This is a genomic window from Lepagella muris, from assembly GCF_004793975.1.
In the GTDB taxonomy this organism is placed as follows: Bacteria; Bacteroidota; Bacteroidia; order Bacteroidales; family Muribaculaceae; genus Lepagella; species Lepagella muris.
In genome coordinates this window covers 1-19,734 of sequence record NZ_SRYB01000015.1, presented here as the reverse complement: position 1 = coordinate 19,734, position 19,734 = coordinate 1, and the positions used below count along the sequence as shown (strand labels likewise).

The 19,734-nt window shown below is 45.0% G+C and carries 18 protein-coding genes; 8 read left to right on the top strand and 10 right to left on the bottom strand.

What is annotated here, in order from left to right; translation table 11 throughout:
* Nucleotides 1-152: 152 nt before the first annotated feature.
* A complete protein-coding gene (locus E5331_RS10975; RefSeq protein WP_135984840.1) occupies nucleotides 153-2,519 on the bottom strand; it encodes a glycoside hydrolase family 127 protein in 2,367 nt (788 codons plus the stop codon).
* Nucleotides 2,520-3,002: 483 nt separating this feature from the next.
* On the opposite strand from E5331_RS10975, the gene E5331_RS10970 reads away from it, so the two are divergent.
* From E5331_RS10970 to hydF, 4 genes are read left to right on the top strand one after another with little or no spacing between them, the layout of a single operon-like run.
* On the top strand, nucleotides 3,003-4,475 hold the full coding sequence (locus E5331_RS10970) for a monomeric [FeFe] hydrogenase (RefSeq protein ID WP_123481156.1): 1,473 nt from the start codon (nucleotides 3,003-3,005) through the stop codon (nucleotides 4,473-4,475).
* Nucleotides 4,476-4,479: 4 nt separating this feature from the next.
* Nucleotides 4,480-5,538 (top strand): [FeFe] hydrogenase H-cluster radical SAM maturase HydE, encoded by a 1,059-nt coding sequence (hydE, locus tag E5331_RS10965; protein WP_275441179.1) that lies wholly within the window; start codon nucleotides 4,480-4,482, stop codon nucleotides 5,536-5,538.
* Nucleotides 5,531-6,949, top strand: coding sequence for a [FeFe] hydrogenase H-cluster radical SAM maturase HydG (hydG, locus tag E5331_RS10960; RefSeq protein ID WP_123481157.1), 1,419 nt, complete (start codon nucleotides 5,531-5,533; stop codon nucleotides 6,947-6,949). The genes hydE and hydG overlap by 8 nt, the downstream gene beginning before the upstream one ends.
* A 51-nt stretch (nucleotides 6,950-7,000) precedes the next feature.
* Nucleotides 7,001-8,146: a [FeFe] hydrogenase H-cluster maturation GTPase HydF gene (gene hydF, locus E5331_RS10955; RefSeq protein ID WP_135984838.1), complete on the top strand. Its 1,146-nt coding sequence runs from the start codon at nucleotides 7,001-7,003 to the stop codon at nucleotides 8,144-8,146.
* A gap of 84 nt (nucleotides 8,147-8,230) precedes the next feature.
* On the opposite strand, the gene E5331_RS10950 is transcribed toward hydF, so the two are convergent.
* The 3 genes from E5331_RS10950 to E5331_RS10940 all read right to left on the bottom strand — a co-directional run bounded on the left by E5331_RS10950 (nucleotide 8,231) and on the right by E5331_RS10940 (nucleotide 11,795).
* Complete coding sequence (locus E5331_RS10950; protein WP_123481159.1) at nucleotides 8,231-8,752, bottom strand: PepSY-like domain-containing protein; 522 nt, start codon at nucleotides 8,750-8,752, stop codon at nucleotides 8,231-8,233.
* A 275-nt stretch (nucleotides 8,753-9,027) separates the two neighbouring features.
* Nucleotides 9,028-11,487 (bottom strand): S9 family peptidase, encoded by a 2,460-nt coding sequence (locus E5331_RS10945; protein ID WP_135984836.1) that lies wholly within the window; start codon nucleotides 11,485-11,487, stop codon nucleotides 9,028-9,030.
* 44 nt (nucleotides 11,488-11,531) lie between these two features.
* Nucleotides 11,532-11,795, bottom strand: coding sequence for a helix-turn-helix transcriptional regulator (locus E5331_RS10940; protein ID WP_123481161.1), 264 nt, complete (start codon nucleotides 11,793-11,795; stop codon nucleotides 11,532-11,534).
* Between the two features lie 329 nt (nucleotides 11,796-12,124).
* On the opposite strand from E5331_RS10940, the gene E5331_RS10935 reads away from it, so the two are divergent.
* Genes E5331_RS10935 through E5331_RS10925 form a run of 3 tightly spaced genes read left to right on the top strand, consistent with a single transcriptional unit; the run spans nucleotide 12,125 to nucleotide 15,786 of the window.
* Nucleotides 12,125-12,610 (top strand): sigma-70 family RNA polymerase sigma factor, encoded by a 486-nt coding sequence (locus E5331_RS10935; RefSeq protein WP_123481163.1) that lies wholly within the window; start codon nucleotides 12,125-12,127, stop codon nucleotides 12,608-12,610.
* Nucleotides 12,603-13,238 carry a FecR domain-containing protein gene (locus tag E5331_RS10930; RefSeq protein ID WP_123481164.1) on the top strand — a complete coding sequence of 212 codons (636 nt, stop codon included), beginning with the start codon at nucleotides 12,603-12,605 and terminating at the stop codon, nucleotides 13,236-13,238. Before E5331_RS10935 ends, E5331_RS10930 begins: the two co-directional genes overlap by 8 nt.
* A complete protein-coding gene (locus E5331_RS10925; RefSeq protein WP_135984834.1) occupies nucleotides 13,213-15,786 on the top strand; it encodes a TonB-dependent receptor in 2,574 nt (857 codons plus the stop codon). The genes E5331_RS10930 and E5331_RS10925 overlap by 26 nt, the downstream gene beginning before the upstream one ends.
* 112 nt (nucleotides 15,787-15,898) lie before the next feature.
* On the opposite strand, the gene E5331_RS10920 is transcribed toward E5331_RS10925, so the two are convergent.
* The 5 genes from E5331_RS10920 to E5331_RS10900 form a co-directional block, all read right to left on the bottom strand.
* Entirely contained in the window at nucleotides 15,899-16,177 is a 279-nt protein-coding gene (locus tag E5331_RS10920) for a helix-turn-helix domain-containing protein (RefSeq protein WP_275441178.1), read from the bottom strand.
* Nucleotides 16,164-16,502 carry a type II toxin-antitoxin system RelE/ParE family toxin gene (locus E5331_RS10915; protein WP_123481167.1) on the bottom strand — a complete coding sequence of 113 codons (339 nt, stop codon included), beginning with the start codon at nucleotides 16,500-16,502 and terminating at the stop codon, nucleotides 16,164-16,166. The genes E5331_RS10920 and E5331_RS10915 overlap by 14 nt, the downstream gene beginning before the upstream one ends.
* Nucleotides 16,503-16,838: 336 nt before the next feature.
* Nucleotides 16,839-17,060 carry a hypothetical protein gene (locus tag E5331_RS10910; protein WP_135984832.1) on the bottom strand — a complete coding sequence of 74 codons (222 nt, stop codon included), beginning with the start codon at nucleotides 17,058-17,060 and terminating at the stop codon, nucleotides 16,839-16,841.
* A gap of 113 nt (nucleotides 17,061-17,173) precedes the next feature.
* Complete coding sequence (locus tag E5331_RS10905; protein WP_135984830.1) at nucleotides 17,174-17,515, bottom strand: hypothetical protein; 342 nt, start codon at nucleotides 17,513-17,515, stop codon at nucleotides 17,174-17,176.
* Between the two features lie 203 nt (nucleotides 17,516-17,718).
* A complete protein-coding gene (locus E5331_RS10900) occupies nucleotides 17,719-18,399 on the bottom strand; it encodes a Panacea domain-containing protein (protein ID WP_135984828.1) in 681 nt (226 codons plus the stop codon).
* A 605-nt stretch (nucleotides 18,400-19,004) separates the two neighbouring features.
* Between E5331_RS10900 and E5331_RS20975 the strand changes: the two genes are divergently transcribed.
* Nucleotides 19,005-19,235: a Fic family protein gene (locus E5331_RS20975; RefSeq protein WP_420813779.1), complete on the top strand. Its 231-nt coding sequence runs from the start codon at nucleotides 19,005-19,007 to the stop codon at nucleotides 19,233-19,235.
* 62 nt (nucleotides 19,236-19,297) lie between these two features.
* Here the strand turns inward: E5331_RS20975 and E5331_RS10895 are convergent.
* Nucleotides 19,298-19,734: PD-(D/E)XK nuclease family transposase (locus E5331_RS10895; protein WP_275441177.1), on the bottom strand; the 437-nt coding region annotated here is incomplete at its 5' end.

Below are 19,734 nucleotides of genomic sequence, written 5' to 3'. Positions count from 1 at the left end.
GACTCCCGCCCCTCTTTTCAGGCATTATAGCCCCTGATTCATTATCGTCATCATCGTCTTTATCGTCATTGATGTCATTATTGACATTATTGACAAATTGACAATATTGACAATAATGACATCAATGACTCTGATCGCGTCTCAGCGTTGTCTCAGCGTTTCTTTATCAGTCTGACGTGGAAGATGCCGCCGGCTGTCGCCCCGGCATCGCTGACAAATTTCACCCGCACGCTCTCTTTCCCATTCAGCAGTCCTGCCGGAATCGAATATTCCTCCTCCACAAATTCATCCTTCTGCCATTTGCCGGACGTATTCTCTGATGCAATGAGTGTATCGTCGACATAGATGCCGAATTTACGGTTGCCCGTCTCGTTACCCCAATATCTCAGGCGCAGCATAAGGTCGGAAAGTCCATCCGTCTTCATCTTATATGAGAAGGATCCGCCGTTGGAGGCATCGCGCCAAGGCTCCCCGTTGAAATTACCGGATGTAGATGATTTGTTCTCCATGAAATGATCCGCCTCAGGCTGCTGTTCGCCGGTGTTGACTGCATCTACCGTTATACGGTCGAGCGCAAGACGGTTCTCCTCATCGCGGCGTGCCTTATCCTTATAATTGGCATACTCCTTATCGGTCATCGAAAGCCAATACATCATGTAGCGTGAATCATGGATATTATAGAATGGCTCGAGCGTGAGATTCGAATATTTCCCGTCAAACAGCCCGGGCACCGAAAATTTCAGATTCTCGCCGCTTACCGGTTTCATGCCGTTGAGCTTCTTCAGAATCTCAGAACGCTTCCCTATCAGCAACGGAGTGTCGAACACCGACACAAGCGGACCATGCGCGATATGCGCCCAACGATGATCATCTGCTATGAGTCCCGTAAGCGGTGCATCTGTATCAAGACGCGCACCCATCACGATAGGACCACGAAGGATGCTCACATAGCTGGGAAGATGATTCAATTCCTCAATTGTGACCTTCATCGGCATCTCTATATCTATGCGGTCGTTGTCAGCCCACTCCCTATCTATACTTATATAGGATGATGGCATGGATTTAGTTTTGATCGGCTTACCGTTGACCTTTACCGTCATCTTCTCGCACCATCCCGGATGACGGAGCTGCAGCGAGAAGCGTTGCGTACTATCCGTGCTAACCGTAAAAGTAGAATTGCCCGACACCGGGAAATCGGTGGACTGCGTCAGCTTCACACCTTTCTCCCTCCAGTTGAGTTCCGAAGGCATGAAAAGATTCACCCAAAGTGAGTCGTTATTATGGGTATATATGAACTGCCCATACTTTCCGGGATTCTCCATACCGGTGCCGACGCAGCACCACATTGCAGCGTTAGGCTTCGAATAGACACGGTAATGTCCGGGACGTGCCGAGGTGAAGTAGACGTAGCCGCCATGCTCAGGATGAACAGTCGAGAGGATATGGTTGAACAATGCACGCTCGTAGAAATCGGCATACTTTGCCTCAGGCGACATACGGAATAACCCCTCTGTCAGTTTGAGCATATTATTGGTATTGCAGCTTTCCGGTCCCTCACGGTCATCGACATAGCTTTTCGCGTCAGATGCCGATGCGAAATGTTCGCGACGGCTGTTACCACCTATCGACAATGAACGATGGTTGACCACTCGGTCCCAGAAAAATTCCGATGCCTTCTCATAATCCCCGTCATCTGCCAGTTCAGCCACACGCTGGAATCCAACGACTTTCGGCACCTGCGTATTGGCATGACGGTTGTCGAGATTATCCACTCCGGCAAGCATACCATCGTAAAGCTGATGATGAGTGAACTTACGCGCCGCATCGAGATACTTCTTGTCGCCTGTCATGGCGTATGCATCGGCAAACACCTCGTTCATGCCTCCGAACTCATTATTAAGCATCTCCTCCATCTTATTGGGAGGCAACGCAGCGATAATGTCGAGCCCCCAGTCGCACATCGAGAGGAAGAGATTCCGTCCCACCTTTGAGCCGGTGTAGACCCAGGCGTCGCGAAGTCCGGCATACATCTTATGGACGTTATACCAAGGCACCCACCATTCCCATATCTTGCCGACGTTGCCCTTACGGATCTCCTCCCAGAGCACTTCTCCGCCGGGAACCCCACCGACATAACCGTCGCCGCGTGCCACAGCACACTTCGCCAGTTCGCCGAGCATATAATCCATACGGTTCTTTATCTCCTCGTTACCGGTAGCGGCATAATGTATCGCCAGAGCCGAAAGGTAATGTCCGCCGACATGACCGTCGAGACCATCCCAGTTGGGGAAACTCTCCCCTTTCGGCTCCAGACCTGCAGCCTTCAGATATGGAGCAAGCAGACGGTCGACGTCATATTGAAGGAGCACTTCAGTATTCAGATCCAACGCACGCTTGAAAGGACTGTCGAGGAGTTGCACATCCCCAAGGTCAAATTCGTTGTCATAAAGACGTGACTGCGCCGACACAAAGCCAAGCGGCATACCAGCCAACAACAATGAAATCAAAGTTTTTTTCATGTGGGTCAATTTCTATGTAGGTTAAATTCTATAAAGATTAAATTCCATGAAGATAAAATTCTATGAAGATTACGTTATCAGAAAATCTCGATTCTACCTTATTTATAGGATTGATTCAAATATGAGCCATTCCCCATAAGTAACCATCCACAAAGTTAACCATTTTAGCGCAAATACACCTAATCCATCACTTATCACCACGTATCATACTCTTTTCAATTCGTAACATTTCCAATTGTAACCAAAATAAATGTTTCTTCCGATTGATTATATTCACTTACATGCAATATAATGAAGTTGTCTAAACTTATTCCTAAAGGTTAAAATACCATACTTTTTGTGAATTCCATCAGTCTTTTCAATTGAAGTTGTCTAAACTTCAATATTGACAAAATATCACGGTCGTGCAAAAACGTTTTTTAACATTCATTATTTTTATGTAACTTTGCAGTCGCTAATCTAACATAATCATTTCAACTGAATATGGCAATCAAGAACAATATTATGATTGTGCGCCAACGTCTCCTTAAGGAGCTGGTTCAGCTTTGGCGCGACAATTCATTAATAGAAAACATCGACAGACTACCTATCAAGTTGACTCCTAAAAGGTCGAAACATCCGGGAAGATGCTGCATCCATAAGGAACGCGCCGTGTGGCGTTACAAGACCCTTCCGCTTCTCGGTCTCGACATGAGCGATGAGACTGATGAACTCACGCCTCTGTCATCTTATGTCAAGATGGCTCTCGGACGCAACGATCAGTCGAAACCGAAAGACAACATAATGTGCGTGATTGATGAGGCGTGCTCTTCCTGCGTACAGACCAATTATGAAGTGACAAGCCTTTGCCGTGGTTGCGTGGCACGAAGCTGCATGCACAATTGCCCCAAAAACGCAATACGCACTGACGCGGAGACCGGCAAGGCTACAATTGACCACGACAAATGCATCAGCTGCGGTATATGCCACGACAGCTGCCCTTATCATGCAATCGTCTATATCCCCGTGCCTTGCGAAGAGGCATGTCCCGTTAAAGCCATATCCAAAGATGAATACGGCATCGAGCATATCGACGAGTCGAAATGTATATTCTGCGGAAAATGCCTCAACGCTTGCCCCTTCGGTGCGATATTCGAGATCTCACAGGCTTTCGATGTGCTGAAAGCCATAAGGAATAATGAGAAAGTGGTGGCTATAGTAGCCCCCGCGGTGCTCAGTCAGTTTGACGCCACAAAAGAGCAGGTGTATGGAGCATTCCTCCAGATCGGATTCAATGACGTAATCGAAGTGGCACAGGGAGCAATGACCACCGTGTCAACCGAGGGTCACGAACTTCTGGAGAAGCTCGACGAAGGACAGGCGTTCATGACCACATCATGCTGTCCGTCATACATCGAGTTGGTCAACAAGCATATCCCTGCCATGAAGCCTTACGTATCCTCTACAGGATCTCCGATGTATTATGCCGCACGAATCGCAAAGGAGAAGCATCCGGATGCTAAAATCGTATTTGTCGGTCCCTGCGTCGCAAAACGCAGTGAGGCTCGACGGGATGACCACGTCGACTACGTAATGACCTTTGAAGAGATTGCATCAATATTCGAAGGGTATGAGATTGACTTCGCTCAGGTGAAACCATACGAAATGGAATTCACTGCCGTAAAGGAGGCTCATGGGTTTGCCGAAGCCGGAGGCGTGGCGGGAGCTGTCGTCTCTTATCTGAAACTTGATACCGATCGCTTGAATGAGATCAACCCGATAAAGGTCACAAACATCAATAAGAAGAATCTCGCGCTCCTCGCCGCTTACGCAAAGACGGGTAAGGCTCCCGGAAAATTCATAGAGGTGATGGCATGCGAGAACGGATGTATCACTGGTCCGGGTTCATCCACCACAAACCGTGAAGGGAAAGTGAGATTCACCAAAGGTCTGGCGAAGGAAGACCTGCATTACTGACCAGATGATGACCACGGAAGAATCCCGCATCATAACAAGTCTTGAAGAGGCACGGCATCTATCCCACGCGGAATATGCCGTGCTTCTCTCACATTCCCTATCCGATGACGCGGCGGAAAACCTGCGTAGCGTCGCCCGCAAAATCACGGATAATATATTCGGAAGGGAGGTAAGGGTGAGAGGTCTAATCGAAATCACCAACGTATGCCGCAACAATTGCCTTTATTGCGGACTGAGAAAAGGGAATACCGATATACGTAGATACTCACTTTCCGACGAGACTATTCTGGCTACCTGCCGGGAGGGTCATGATGTCGGATTCCGCACATTCGTGCTTCAAGGTGGCGAGAATCCGGCTTTCACCCGAACCCGCATGGCCACGCTTGTCGCTGCCATACATTCGGAATTTCCCGATGCGGCAATCACCCTCTCTCTCGGAGAATGGGATGACGATGCTCTGCGCGATTTCAAGGAGGCGGGTGCATCAAGATACCTGTTGCGGCATGAGACGTATGACCCTCTTCATTACTCACGTCTTCACCCTACGGAGATGAGTCGCGATAACCGTATCCGCTGTCTCCGAACACTCAAACGGTTGGGCTATCAGACCGGCACAGGCATAATGGTGGGGTCACCTTTCCAATCGCTTGGAAACATTGCCGACGACCTCGCTTTCATGCACTCCCTTCAGCCGGAAATGATCGGAATCGGTCCGTTCATACCTCATAAAGACACCCCGTTTGCCAGTTTTGCTCATGGCAGCGTGGAGATGACATTACGGCTCATCTCAATATTGCGGATAATGTTCCCTCACGCAAATATCCCCGCCACCACCGCCCTTGCATCAATCGACCCTGACGGGCGCAACAAGGGTCTTATGGCAGGTGCCAACGTGGTGATGCCAAACCTATCCCCTCTCTCTTGCAGAAAAGAATACGCCATATACGACAACAAAGCATTTTCCGGTGCCGAATCCGCAGAGGGTCTTGCGATCCTCGCCGATGAGATAAAGAGAATCGGGCTGGAAATAACAACTGAAAAAGGAGATTTTTCTTATGTATGACATAAAATCAAATATTGCCACTGACTTTATTGACCATAACGAAATTTTAGAGTCAATCGCTGAGGCGCGTGAGAAAGCCGCCGACAGGGAGTATGTGGAATCGCTGATCGAAAGGAGCAAGGACTGCAAGGGTCTATCCCATCGTGAGGCTGCCACGCTTCTGGAATGTGACGACCCGGAGCTGACGCAACGCATTTTCGACACAGCTCGCGAAATCAAGCAGCGTTTCTATGGCAACCGCATAGTGATGTTTGCTCCGCTATATCTCTCCAACTATTGCGTCAACGGATGCGTATATTGCCCCTATCATCTGAAAAACAAGACTATCCCCCGACGCAAGCTGACGCAAAAGGAGATTCATGACGAGGTGGTGGCTCTTCAGGACATGGGGCACAAGCGTATTGCCCTCGAAGCCGGTGAGGATCCGCGCAACAATCCGCTTGAATACATCCTTGAATCTATCAAGACTATATATTCCACCAAGCACCGCAACGGTGAGATTCGCCGCGTCAACGTGAATATCGCCGCCACGACTGTAGAGAACTACCGACGGCTGCATGATGCAAAAATCGGCACCTACATACTCTTTCAGGAGACTTATCACAAGGAGAATTATGAACGGCTACATCCTACGGGTCCGAAAAGCGACTACGCTTGGCACACTGAGGCAATGGACCGCGCAATGCTCGGCGGTATTGATGATGTCGGGCTTGGAGTGCTTTACGGTCTGAACACCTACAGATATGATTTCATAGGTCTGCTGATGCACGCAGAGCATCTGGAGGCACGCTTCGGCGTAGGTCCGCACACTATCAGCGTGCCAAGGATATGCCCTGCCGACGATATATCGAAAGAGGATTTCCCGGATGCCATTTCCGACGACCTTTTCTGCCGTATCGTGGCTGTATTGCGACTCGCAGTGCCCTACACCGGACTGATTGTCTCCACCCGTGAATCTCCCGATGTAAGAGCGAAGGTGATTGACCTCGGTATCTCGCAGCTAAGTGGCGGGTCAAAGACTTCCGTAGGCGGATATGCCGATGATTCCGCCGAATCGGAAGAGTCGGCTCAATTCGACATCTCCGACCGCCGCACGCTTGATGAGGTGGTGGAATGGCTTCTCGACACCGGACACATCCCCAGCTTCTGCACTGCCTGCTATCGGGAGGGACGCACCGGCGACCGCTTCATGTCGCTCGTGAAATCCGGAAATATCGCCAACTGCTGTGCCCCTAACGCGCTTATGACTCTGAAAGAGTATATGGAGGATTATGCCTCTCCGGCTGTCAGGGAGAAGGGGGAAAGGATGATACGCCAAGAGATCACGAAGATACCGAATCCCCGCGTGAAAGAGGTGGTGAGCGAGAACCTGCGCTATATCTCCGAAGGGAAACGTGATTTCCGGTTCTGATTCCGGTTCATCCGGATAATTTGAACAGTAGTACTTTAATTCAGAAATGACATGAACACTACACCCTCTGCCAACAGGATACACATAATCGTGCTCGGCGCATGCAACAGCGGCAAGTCGTCAGTAATCAACATGCTGGCGGCACAGAATGTGTCGCTCGTATCCGACCATGCGGGCACCACAACCGACCCCGTGCGCAAGGCTATGGAGATTCCGGGGATAGGTCCGGTGGTATTCATCGACACTGCCGGATTTGACGACAACAGCCCTCTTGGAGAAGAGAGAGTCCGACTGACCGAAAAAACTCTCGATGATGCCGACATAGCCCTGCTTCTGACAGGCGAGAACAGCGACTATGAGGCAGATTGGCTGGAAAGGCTTAAATCCCGTAATATTCCGGTAGTGAAGGCAGTCAACAAGATTGACACCGATCGCCGTGTGCCTGACGGACATATCGGGGTGTCTGCCATTGACTCTATCGGAAAGACAGAACTTCTTGATGCACTCTCTCGTGCTCTCCCTACAGATTTCGGAGAACCGGATCTGCTGCGTGGACTGGTGAAGCGAGGCGACATCGTGCTCCTCGTGATGCCACAAGACAAAGAAGCACCTAAGGGTAGACTGATTCTCCCTCAGGTGCAGACTATTCGTGCTCTTCTTGACAAGGGATGCAATGCCTTGTGCACCACCCCCGATGAGATGCCGGACGCTCTCGACCGACTAAAATCCTCACCCGACCTTATAATAACCGATTCGCAGGTGTTCGGCAAGGTGAAAGATATGACTCCCGACGACTGCCGACTCACATCCTTCTCGGTGCTTATGGCAGCATTCAAGGGTGACATCGACTATTTTATCGAGAGTGCCGCCACAATAGGCAGCCTGAAAGCGGGCGACAAGGTGCTGATAGCCGAGGCTTGCACCCATGCACCACTCTCTGAAGATATCGGACGCGTAAAGATTCCGGCATTGCTGAAGAAGAGATATGGCAACGTGACGCTTGATTTCGTCGCCGGGAAAGATTTCCCGGAAGACCTGAGCGCATACCGGCTGGTGATCCACTGCGGAGGCTGCATGTTCAACAGGCGGCTCGTGCTGAACCGGGTGGAGAGCTGCCGCCGCCAGAAAATAGCCATGACCAACTACGGCATCACAATCGCCTACCTCACCGGCATCCTCGACAAGATCGTCTATTGAAGCTCGATATTGTCAATTTGTCATTATTGTCATTATTGTCATTATTGTCATTAATGACCTTAACGACCTTAATGCCCGCCTCTATTATAAGATCGATTCTACGGAGGCTGTCTCCATATCCTGAGAGGCTGCCTCAGCCTCCTCCTCTTCCTCTATCTCCTCTGCATTTAGGATCTTCTTGAATTGCCCCAACAGATTGAAACGCAAGGTAAGATTCCCGGAGATGCCCACGTCATAGCCGGCATTACGCTTGCATATACGCACGATCTTCGCATCAGAATAGTTCTTGCTTACATAGCGGCTGATAGCCTTCGGCACGAGATCAGCAGGCAGGCTCCTCTTCCCACAGTCTACAGAAGTCCATTTCCCCTTATTGGTAAACTCTATTTTAGTCCCATTAGTGAGACGCACGTCATAATCCGTCTTCTTCAGCAGATGACGGTCTACCTTGATCATGCTCACCTTTGCCTTTGGGAAATGCTCGTCGAGCATCTCGCGGGCCTCTTCAGGAAGTTTGTCACGACTGATGGTGTAGGAATCAATAAAAGCATTTGCCGACATTACGGTCATCAAAAGCGCGACAAGAGTAAGAAATACCTTATTCATTTATCTTTTTTTAAAATTAAAAATTGCGTAAACATGAGTTGACGTGTTGAATACGTCTTCCTCATGTTAACGCAATTTTCATGCCGTTTGGCTATCCTTTATGATTAATTACGGATAGTTTGCATTCATTAATTATTTAAGGTTTAAGGTTTATGGTTTATGATCATTAAATTTTGTATAATGAAAAGATTCGTGGATTTTCGTGAATCTTAAACCTTAAACTATAAACTTTAAACTTTAAACCACTGAAGTGCAGCTTGCGAAACTTCAGTTAATTATCTCTGCGGGATATCTACCTCCTGCTTCCTTCCCTCAATCAGATAATCACGGAAATGATCCACCAGTCGCCAGTAGAAATATTCATCCATGTGTCCGAATGAATGACGCTGAGTGGGGAGAACAAGCAGTTCGAAACGCTTGTTGGCATTGATCAACGCATTTGCCACACGGATGGTATTGCCCGGATGCACATTGTTGTCGATGTCGCCGGTGACGAGCATCAGATGCCCCTTCAGACGTGATGCAAGATCCGGATTGGTGGCAATCTGATAAACGAATGTCGTGTCGCCCTTCTCAGTCACTTTCTCCTTCACGCCGTGGTGGGTCTCACTCCACCAGCGGTTGTAGATACGGTTATCGTGGTTGCCGGCTGCCGACACGGCTGCCTTGAAGAAATCAGGATACTGGAGTATCGCAGCTGTCGACATGAAGCCGCCACCGGAATGTCCGTGGATACCCACCTTGTTGACGTCGATATATTTATGACGTGCGGCAAGCTGCTCGATGGCTGTCTTCTGGTCGGCAAGTCCGTAATCACGCAGATTGCCGTAGCCATAGTTGTGATACCATTTCGAACGGTTGGGATGACCGCCACGGTTGCCCACAGTTATCACCACGAATCCTGCCTGAGCAAGACGGTCGGTACGCACGCTCATGCGGGTGAACGGATAATTGGTTGCCTCCACCTGAGGTCCGGGATATACATAGTCTATTATAGGATAGCTCTTCTCCGGATCAAAATCAAACGGCTTATACATGACACCATAGAGATCAGTAACGCCGTCTGATGCCTTAACCTTGAATGTCTCAGGGAACTTATATCCGTTGGCAAACAACTGGGAGAAGTCGGAACGCTCCAATGAAAGTATCTTGTTGCCCGACGTGTCGTAGAGCCACGTCTCCGGCACGGTGTCAACACGTGAGAAATTATCCACAAAATATTTTCCGGCATCATCCACCACCGGAGCATGGAAATAATCCCCTTTGTCGAGAAGCCTCACTCCGCCACCGTCAAGACCTACGGAATAGAGATGCTGATAATATGGATTCTCATCCTTGTCGCGTCCCATCGCGGTGAAATACACCTTACGCGACACGGGATCCACGTTAAGGATATTGTGCACGTGCCACGGACCCTCTGTAAGCCGGCGTTTCATATTCCCCTTGCCGTCGTAGAGATAGAGATGCGCCCAGCCGTCGCGTTCGCTCCATTGTATCACTTCGTCAGGCTTATCCCCTACAAGTGCGAGAGGACGCACCTCCTGATACGTATTCATACGCTCCTCGATCACTGGCACGATGGAATCCTGACCAATCGTATAGCTGCATATATCTATGCGGTGAAGGTCACGACTGCTGCGCGTCACGTAGAACGTCTTGTCGTCGCCGAGCCAGATATTGGGCACGTCATGCATCGAACGCTGCTTATGCTGGCGGGGACGATAACCCACAGACAGCGTCTGATTCTTGAAACGGTTAGTCTTTATCTCTTTACGTGAGTTATCGGAAAGGTCAAAGAGATACAGGTGTTCCTCTGGAGCCTCGCTCTCACCCGGCATCTGATATTTGTATGTCTCCAGCGTGGGACGCGGGGATGCTAAGGAATTTATGACCCATAGCTCCTTCACGGGGCGTTCGTCAGTCACGTTTGCCACGAAATAACGTGAGTCAGGAGAGAAAAGCACGTATGTGCCCTTACGTTTCCCGTTGGCAAGTGTGTCAGTGTTGAGATAGCTGTAGCCCTGACCATAGCCGAAATCTTTCTCACCATCTGTCGTTATCTGTATTTCTGTTATGGTGCTGTCATTCTCGTTCTTCTTCAGTTTCTCATAATCCTCACGGCTCATCCGATAGAGATTGAAGTCCTTGGCATAGACCACCGTCTTGCCGTCGGGAGATACAGAAGCCCAATGAAGTTCCTTTGTCTCCTTCTCCTTCCCCTCAAGATGAGTAAGCTTCCCGTTGCGTGAATCGTATGAGAAATAGAATGTCTCCTTCTCCCCGTTCTCCGGTTTCTTCTCTTTCCCGTCGGCATCCTTCTTGGGCTTTGCGTCTTGAGATGACTTAACGTCGAAAGTGAAGGTGTATCCGTCGGGCTGCACCTCAAGATTCGCGATAGGCAACGCAGCCGCATTCATCGGGTCTTTCACGATAGTCGTCAGTTCGGAAGCCATCTTGTCATTATCGAAAAGCAATGTCTTCGAACGCCGCACAGGATCCACGATATACCATTTTGTACCGTCCGAAGTCTTGTAGGAATACCAGAACTTCTCACCTGACTGGAACCAATGCGGGTCAACGGTAGTTGAAAAAAGCATGTTCCAAAGTTTCCCGCCGGAGAAACGTTGCGCCAATTCAAGCGGATTCGTCTCCGATTTGACAGGCTCCGCAGGTTCGGCACATATTCCGTAGAGAGTGACCGTAGCCGTCGCAAGGAATGTAAATAGCTGTCTCATAATATTTAGATTAATTATCTATTACCCACACCCAAAGGTGTAAGTTAGGTTTCAATGAATGACACTCCGAAAAATGAGGAAAGCAACGCAAGTGTTTTCAATGTGAAATTATGTTGACCACTAAGCCATTTTGTAACTTCACAAGGGCGTTTACCAATAGCCTTGGCAAACTCAACCTTTGACAATCCTCGTTTCGTCATAAGGTCATATATGCGATTAGAAACCGCCATCTGCATCTCCACTTCCTTATGAATCTCAGGAGGAATAGAGGCTACAATCCGATTGTATTCTTCAAATGCCGTTTTCATATATCAAAATATTTTTAACTGCAAATATACGAAAAAGTTTTTCACATCTGAATAAAGAACCGAAAAAAATAAAAACAAAATGTGCAAACATATTGCACAAAACCGATTTAACTCTCGTATAATTCCTTGCTACGACATGCATACCCGGCAAAAAAATCATCAAAATTATCCATCTTTTGAATTCAGAAGCCAATTTTATCATAACAACATTATTATCAACCCATTATTTATGATTATATTTGCAGATTTCAATTGCAATCTCAACTCTTATTCAAAAATATTTCAGATTCATGGTTAGGTTTTTCTGAAATCAAGTGTCTTATCTGTGTATGACAACAAAAAATGACATAGAACAGCTTTTCAAAAGGCATTATCCGGATATGTATCGGTTGGCAATGATGATTATTCGCGATAAGGAGACGGCAAGAGACATAGTGCACGATGTCTTCGAATCTCTCCTTAATAGCGACATGAAATCCGCCACAATTGCATATCTGCTGAAAGCCGTAAGAAACCGATGCATTAATCATGTGCGCACCCTCTCAACCAGAGAAAGGATAAGAGAACTTTATGCTCTTTCTGAATCTGAAATCGCAGATGAGGATTGGCCGGATGATGAAGTTATAGCCGTCATCAGATCGACGGTGGATTCCGACATGTCTGAATCTTGCAGGAGAGTTGTAAAACTTAGATTCACATACGGGAAAAGCTATAAGGAAATTGCCGACACTCTTGGTATAAGTGAAGTCGCTGTCTATAAGAATTTACGTCATGCAATAGATATCTTACGCAAAAAATTTTCTCAAAATGGATAAAATAGACCATCTGCTTGATGCAATTGAGCATCCTGAGAATTATTCCGACTCGGAAATAGAAACCTTATTGCAAGATCCGGAAACGAGGGAAGTTTATCGCATTCTTGATAAAACCAAAACGAGTCTACAATCCCAATCATCTCCCGATGTGGACGCTGAATGGGAGACCTTCAGACGTCGTCATCATACCAAACGATTCCGCATTTCCAACTTATTCTCACGCAATATTGCTGTTGGCTTAGCAGTAGGCATCATGTCACTTGCTGCCGTTGCCGCCGTGATCAGCATAAGCATAAATCATACCCCGAACCACAATATGGTGACAGAAAATGAAAATACCGATCCAGCAAATGAAGCCACCGTATACGCCGACTCTACCTACATCGAAATACCAACTGCGTCAAATCCTGAAATAATTGTCTTCAATAATGAGCCACTTGAAATAATCCTCAACAGGATTGCAGATTATTACGGATATAAGATCTTATTTTCAGAAAATGCGACAAAGTCGCTGCGTCTATATTTCCGCTGGAATCAGGCTTTATCGCCTGAAGAAGTAGTGGAAAGTCTTAACAACTTCAACCAAATCCACCTTTCAATAAATGATAAAACTATCAATATCGACTGACGAAATGGCTCGAACAATCATATCCATCTTAGCCTTGACTGTAATCATCATGGCTAATGCCAAGACATTCTCCTACCGATTCAAGTCCACGCCCCTACCAATCGCAATACAACGCATCATGGAGAATAATCCTGAGCTTGATATAAATTTCATCTATGACGAGCTTGAGAACTACACCACAAGCGCGACTGTGAATGCCGACAACGCTTATAGCGCACTCCGACAGACAATCGGATTGAACCCGGTAAGTGTCATAAAATCGAAAAACACCTATTATGTCGAAGCCCGCCAACACGGTAAGTATACCTACACGGGAAAAGCCATCGGCACTGACAATGAACCCGTGGTTGCCGCTACTGTGATGCTTCTCGCCCCAAAGGACTCCACTGTCGTCACGTATGGCATAACTGATGAATACGGTCGGTTTTCAATCCCGTGCGACCTACAAAAGGTAGTCGCCAAATTCTCCTGTCTCGGACACACGACCATTTATCACAGATGCAATACGTTTAATATAGGGACGATTATACTCCCCGAACATGCGGTGGCATTAGGCGAAATAAAGGTAGCCGGCGACAATGCTCGTCTTTATGCAGATCGTTCGACATATATCCCGACACAACGACAGAAAAATGCCTCGCAGTCCGGATCCGATCTGCTTGACCACATGGCAATTCCTCAACTCGGGTTGATTTCTGATGGCAATATCACCACTAACGCAGGGAAACCGGTGGCTGTATTCATCAACTATCTTCCTGCCTCCGGAAGCGATCTGCAAGCCATGAGAATAAGTGATGTGAAGAAAGTGGAATTCTATGAAAATCCCTCTGATCCTCGACTTCAAGGAAATCAGTATGTTGTCAACTATATCGTACAGGAATACGAATACGGCGGCTATCTGAAAACATTCGGACATGCTAACTTCATAAGTAATCCGATGGGTGAATTGCTCGCAAACCTCCGTCTGCAGCGGAAAAGGATGACTTACGACATAATGGGATCTACCTATCATTACAATCGTGGTCATATCGGATCAGAACTAACAGAGACTTACCGTCTGCCGCAAGATAATGGAGATGTTAAGGAATTTACACGATATTCCACCACTTCATCCTCAAAGGATAAGCATGACTGGTATTTTGCCACACTGAGGGCGACTTATAATTCTGACAATATCCAGGCATCATCACAGGTTAAGGGAAGAATCGACCGGCAACCTACCTTGAAAAGGGATGGATGCGTAATATACACTCCTCAGGATTATCCCAATTCATCATACTCATCATTATTCAGCTCTAATTCACAATACCTTGCGTATGAAGGATATTATTTCTTCATCTTGCCCCGACGAAATTCTCTGACTTTTACCCCTTCATATAGCTATTCACATACACAGGAAAACACGGAATATGAAGAGACCGGATATTCCCGTATATTAAATGGGGCAAAGGATAATACCAGCAAAGTAGCCGCTACATTAAAATATTCCCACGATTTTGGAAGAGGCGGCAATCTGCTACTGAATGCAAAGGGTTCATACGAATATAACCGTACCAGATACTCCGGATCTGCAACTGCCCTCGACCGGGCGAAATCATCACGTATAGAGTTAGAGGCAGCCTACAATATCACTGTCGGCAATTTCTATGGTGCAACATCATTCGGGTGGGACTGGGATAGATTGCAATTCAATGATTTCATCGACAAGCCGTCAACCCCGAAAGCAAATATATCCTTACGGTATGCTCCAAATAGGCATAATTCGTTCAGTCTTTCTGCGAGTTATGAATCATGGTTGCCATCACCGAGTTTCAAAAGCGACAAGATCATTGAGGCATCTTATCTCATGCGCTACACAGGCAATCCGAATCTGATACCGGCAAAAAGTTACGATTTTGATTTTACCTACACATGGGTACCCGACAATAATTTCAATTTGAGTGCATTCGCATGGGCATGGTTTGTCGGTGACAGGTATGTGTATGATTATGAAGCGACATCCACCGGCATACTACGAACCATAAAACAACCTATGGGGAGTTTCATACAAGGCACGTATGGCATAAATGGGTCGGCAAGGTTTCTTGATCGCTCACTCGTATTGTCAGGCAGAATCGGACATTTATTCAATCATAACGGTATGCCTTACAACGTAAATCATTCTCATATCAACTGGTATGCACGAGCAAGATATTACATTGGGAATTGGAATTTCACTCTCACGTATTCCTCTGATAATGGGAGTGCCGACGGATGCATGAATGGATTATGGGCATACGGTAAAAGTGATTGGTATATTACGGTAGGATGGTCAGACTCTCATTGGAATATACGTGGCGACTTATTCAATTTTACCCGATGGAACTGGCGTAACAGTCATCTCATCATGCATAGTAAATATTACGACACTGATGAGATCCGGCTGAATGGCAATAACCGTGCCTTTATCCAATTGTCGGCGACCTACACATTCGGCTTCGGCAAAAAAATCAAAAATGACGATGAACCGTCAGTAACCGGATCAGCTTCATCCGGTATTCTGAAATGACCGTCCAACAACCCATCAATTTATCAGCATTTCGCCGGGAATGCAAGCCTCCGGATTGCGCGATACCATTATTCTATGCCCTCAATAGCTTACTCGCTACCGAATCCCAATCTCATCTAAGCTCAACGGTTAAGCCCATAGCCGAGACCATACGGTAGAATGTAGATATTGAGGGTATGGTTAATCCTCGCTCAACTCTTGACACATAACTTTTATCAGCTCCTATTTTCTCGGCAAGTTCCGATTGAGTAAGACCTGCACTCTTGCGAGCATCCAGAAGAATTTGGGCATTATATTCTTCCCAAGCCTGATTCTCCGCTTCTTTTCGGCTCTCCGTCCCGGGAGCTCCGAATGTGCGATTAAGTTCCTCACTTACATTATATGTCTGCATTTTTCTCATCATAATATTCTTTCTTTAATCTTTTTGCTTTATTTATCTCACTCCGAGGAGTCTTCTGGGTCTTCTTTCTGAATGCATTAAATAATATTACCAATTTCTCTCCATCATAAATGAAGAAAATACGAAACTCATTATTACCATACGTAACACGAAATTCGTATATATCATCTTCAATGTACTTAATAAAATGAGAAGGAATCCTTTCCGTATCAGAAAATAGCAACAAGGCTCGGCGAATTTTCATCTGCTCCTTATCATTTAATTTAGACATGAAGTCGCAATAATAATCCTTATATGCTATTATTTCTCTTATCATGACTGTAAAATTACGAAAAGTTGTTTAATTATACAACGGTTAAAAACGAGAAATGTTGTATTATCATTTAAAACGTCTCACAATGAAGTTGTCTAAACTTATTTCAAAGATGGGAAAATTTCAGAAATTTTAGGGAATTTTGAAGTCTTTGAATGTGTGATGGGGTTCCATCATAATTGAAAAGACTGATGAAATTCACAAAAAGGATGGTACTTAAAATATCAATTGAAATCCAGTTCAAATATCACCTGTTTCGCCGTTTCGACTGAAACGACTGAAACAGGTGAAACAAAGTGAAACATCTATCATCAATCAGAGGAGTGTAAACTATTAGATTCAGTCGTCTTCACTCTCAAATAATCCGGTGGTTGAGTCAAACAATTCTTTGAGGGCTCTTGGCAAACGTTTGCCAAGAATCAAGCATCCGATTATGATTCCAATCCCTGACTTTATCAGAATGGAATGGTTCGGACCTATAAATGAAGTAATAGCTGCCACTATGCCGAGAAATGCGCTATATTTAATCAATTTTAATAGTGCTCGTAAATATCTTTCCATGTTATTTCTATTTGTCATTAATTATTTTTCGATGCAATACAATGGTCTGCAAATGATGAGTACCGGAGGGTTGAAGTGACCCTCAAAAATGGAGTTTATATTCTCATCTCTGATCAATCCCATGAGAAATTAAAGTCACACTCATAAAGTTTATTTATAATTTCAGAAATATGTTCTACCGTAAGTTTCCCATTCTGTATCTGCTGTCTATTAAGCAATAGATATAAACGTTCATTTCCATCATGCAAATGAGCAAACGCCTTGGTACCAAAATAATTATTTACCAATGTACGATAAAACCGAAAACGCCTATTACCCGGTTTTTCTTTTTTAATTGGATCTATATCCGAAGCTGCGACAAAGCCAAATGAAATGGTATTATCTTTCAGATAATATCGTCTCATAAGTTCAAAACAAGAATAGACAATCCTCCTTGGTTCATTATCATTAGTCATTATAGAGTATCTGTTTTCACTTAATCTAACACCTCTATAATAGAACTTTACAGCAATTAGATTATCACTGAAATGCTCCATCTCAATATAATAGATCTTATTGCTCTTTGTTGATTTAAACCTCCATATATCAGTAATACGAAGTGTGGATAAATCTTTACTTCGCATTACAAATGATGCCGGATAATGTTCGTATTGCTCAATCACGGAATGACTGGAGAATAACCGGATATGACATATTTTTCTCTCTCACTCGGAGAAATCACCTGCAACTGAATCTTATTTTGAGGATTTCTATTTGACAACAATCGAGCTTGTAATTCCATGTTCCAAAGGGCATCTTCGTATGTATCAATACGACTGTCGTCGGCAGCAAACAGCATCTTGAAATTTATCTTTAAGTTTGATCTTGTATTCTCCTTATCAAAAATAAGCCCGTTATCTGAAACCACCTTCGTCCATACAGAATCATTCTGATGAGTCAAATCCGACAATTCATCAGTAGTAAGAGCTCCATAGTCAGAAATTAATTTATCTATTTCAGTAATCTCATATTCACTGAAACTGCTCATTATACCTGATGCAACTTTATTTGCATCACAAACAGAATTGACAACACACTTATCGTCTAAAGAACGATGAGACGCAACAAATTCGCCAAAAGCTCCATTCTTTATATCATAGACTTCCGGAGCCACCGGACCTTTCGCCCATGCATAGTAATCAAACCACGTTAATGGAAAACCTCTACCCTTCATAAAATGCTCATCTATTAGATATACTATTTTCAATAGTTTACGAAGATGAACATTAGGAATCCTACCGGCTATATAAGCCAGCAATATTCCATTCTTTTCCCTATTAACAGATATCCCTATACTCATTGTTTCAATAAATTATCTGCAAATATATATCCTTTATCTTAAACATGCAACATAAATAATCAAAAGATGTTTCAAGGCAAGTTCAATTGGAATCCCCTACCCTCAAATTATTTGTATCGACATATAACATATAGATTTTAAAGATTCAAAAGATTTTTTGATAATATAATCTTTAAAATCTTTTGAATCTATATGTTAATGTATTTACTTAGATATGAGGTTTTATATGGTGTGCTCGTGCTCCGCACGATTCATACATACAATCACATCTTCATGTCGCCATCTTTCTTCCAATATATCAGCCATTTTATGTATTGTTTTAATAATTCCGGTTGTAAATTTCAAAAATAATGCCCCACCTATGCCAAAAACAGGGATAGGTTATCGGTATCTTACAAATATTCTGCCGTATCAGCCTAATCTAATCGGATTCCAATCAGGATAATTTTGAATAAAATTTCGTAACTTTGCATATCTTATAGTAAAAGACAAGAAGGACACAAGAAGGACACAAGAAGGACACAAGTAGAAGACAAGTAGAAGACAAGAAGGAGACAAGAAGGAGACAAGAAGAAGACAAGAAGAAGACAGGTTCTGCTTATAATATCAGCCCAAATATCATAAAGTTAATCAAAGTTATTGGTGAAAACTGGTTCTCCATGAATGAACTACTTGATAGTTTTGGTTTCAAATCAAGAACTACATTCTTGAAAAATTATATAGCCCCTTCATTAGAAGCCGGAATAGTTACGCTGGAAGATCACAACAATCCAACATCACGCAATCAACGATATGGTTTGACCGTAAAAGGGAAAGTCATATTCTACGAAATATAACTCCAAATGCCTATGCCGAGAATTTCCAATCCCCGCTTCATGGAATGGCTTTGCGCCCCACATCACCATATTTTTTGATTTCCAAACATTTCCCTGACCTTATCAACTGTCATATTGGCAATCACTGCAATTTGATCAATCGGCAAACCGACTTTCATCATATTGACAATCATCTCAGTTTTCTCTTCCTCTCGACCTGTCTTTATCCCTTTCTCTATTCCTTTCTCTATTCCTTTGGCTTCGGCGTATGAAAGTTGACCTACAATATCTCGGTAGGCCTTCAGATCAGCATCATAATCCATCTTATCTTCATCACTCAGATTCGCGTATGATGCCACCGACGACAGTCGGCGGAAAAGTCTATCCTTTTGTGTGAATGGCATTGTCTCCATAGTACTCATGTTGTTAAATATGTAAAACCACTGATCTATCTTCTCACTACATTCCTCCGGTTTATCCTTACCGAATAACGGAAGCTGTATGAATATGTAACGTTGCT

Coding starts and splice junctions, on each gene's coding strand:
- E5331_RS10975 (WP_135984840.1), bottom strand. CDS start 2,519: ATGAAAAAAACTTTGATTTCATTGTTGTTGGCTGGTATGCCGCTTGGC.
- E5331_RS10970 (WP_123481156.1), top strand. CDS start 3,003: ATGGCAATCAAGAACAATATTATGATTGTGCGCCAACGTCTCCTTAAG.
- hydE (WP_275441179.1), top strand. CDS start 4,480: ATGATGACCACGGAAGAATCCCGCATCATAACAAGTCTTGAAGAGGCA.
- hydG (WP_123481157.1), top strand. CDS start 5,531: ATGTATGACATAAAATCAAATATTGCCACTGACTTTATTGACCATAAC.
- hydF (WP_135984838.1), top strand. CDS start 7,001: ATGAACACTACACCCTCTGCCAACAGGATACACATAATCGTGCTCGGC.
- E5331_RS10950 (WP_123481159.1), bottom strand. CDS start 8,752: ATGAATAAGGTATTTCTTACTCTTGTCGCGCTTTTGATGACCGTAATG.
- E5331_RS10945 (WP_135984836.1), bottom strand. CDS start 11,487: ATGAGACAGCTATTTACATTCCTTGCGACGGCTACGGTCACTCTCTAC.
- E5331_RS10940 (WP_123481161.1), bottom strand. CDS start 11,795: ATGAAAACGGCATTTGAAGAATACAATCGGATTGTAGCCTCTATTCCT.
- E5331_RS10935 (WP_123481163.1), top strand. CDS start 12,125: ATGACAACAAAAAATGACATAGAACAGCTTTTCAAAAGGCATTATCCG.
- E5331_RS10930 (WP_123481164.1), top strand. CDS start 12,603: ATGGATAAAATAGACCATCTGCTTGATGCAATTGAGCATCCTGAGAAT.
- E5331_RS10925 (WP_135984834.1), top strand. CDS start 13,213: ATGATAAAACTATCAATATCGACTGACGAAATGGCTCGAACAATCATA.
- E5331_RS10920 (WP_275441178.1), bottom strand. CDS start 16,177: ATGCAGACATATAATGTAAGTGAGGAACTTAATCGCACATTCGGAGCT.
- E5331_RS10915 (WP_123481167.1), bottom strand. CDS start 16,502: ATGATAAGAGAAATAATAGCATATAAGGATTATTATTGCGACTTCATG.
- E5331_RS10910 (WP_135984832.1), bottom strand. CDS start 17,060: ATGGAAAGATATTTACGAGCACTATTAAAATTGATTAAATATAGCGCA.
- E5331_RS10905 (WP_135984830.1), bottom strand. CDS start 17,515: ATGACTAATGATAATGAACCAAGGAGGATTGTCTATTCTTGTTTTGAA.
- E5331_RS10900 (WP_135984828.1), bottom strand. CDS start 18,399: ATGAGTATAGGGATATCTGTTAATAGGGAAAAGAATGGAATATTGCTG.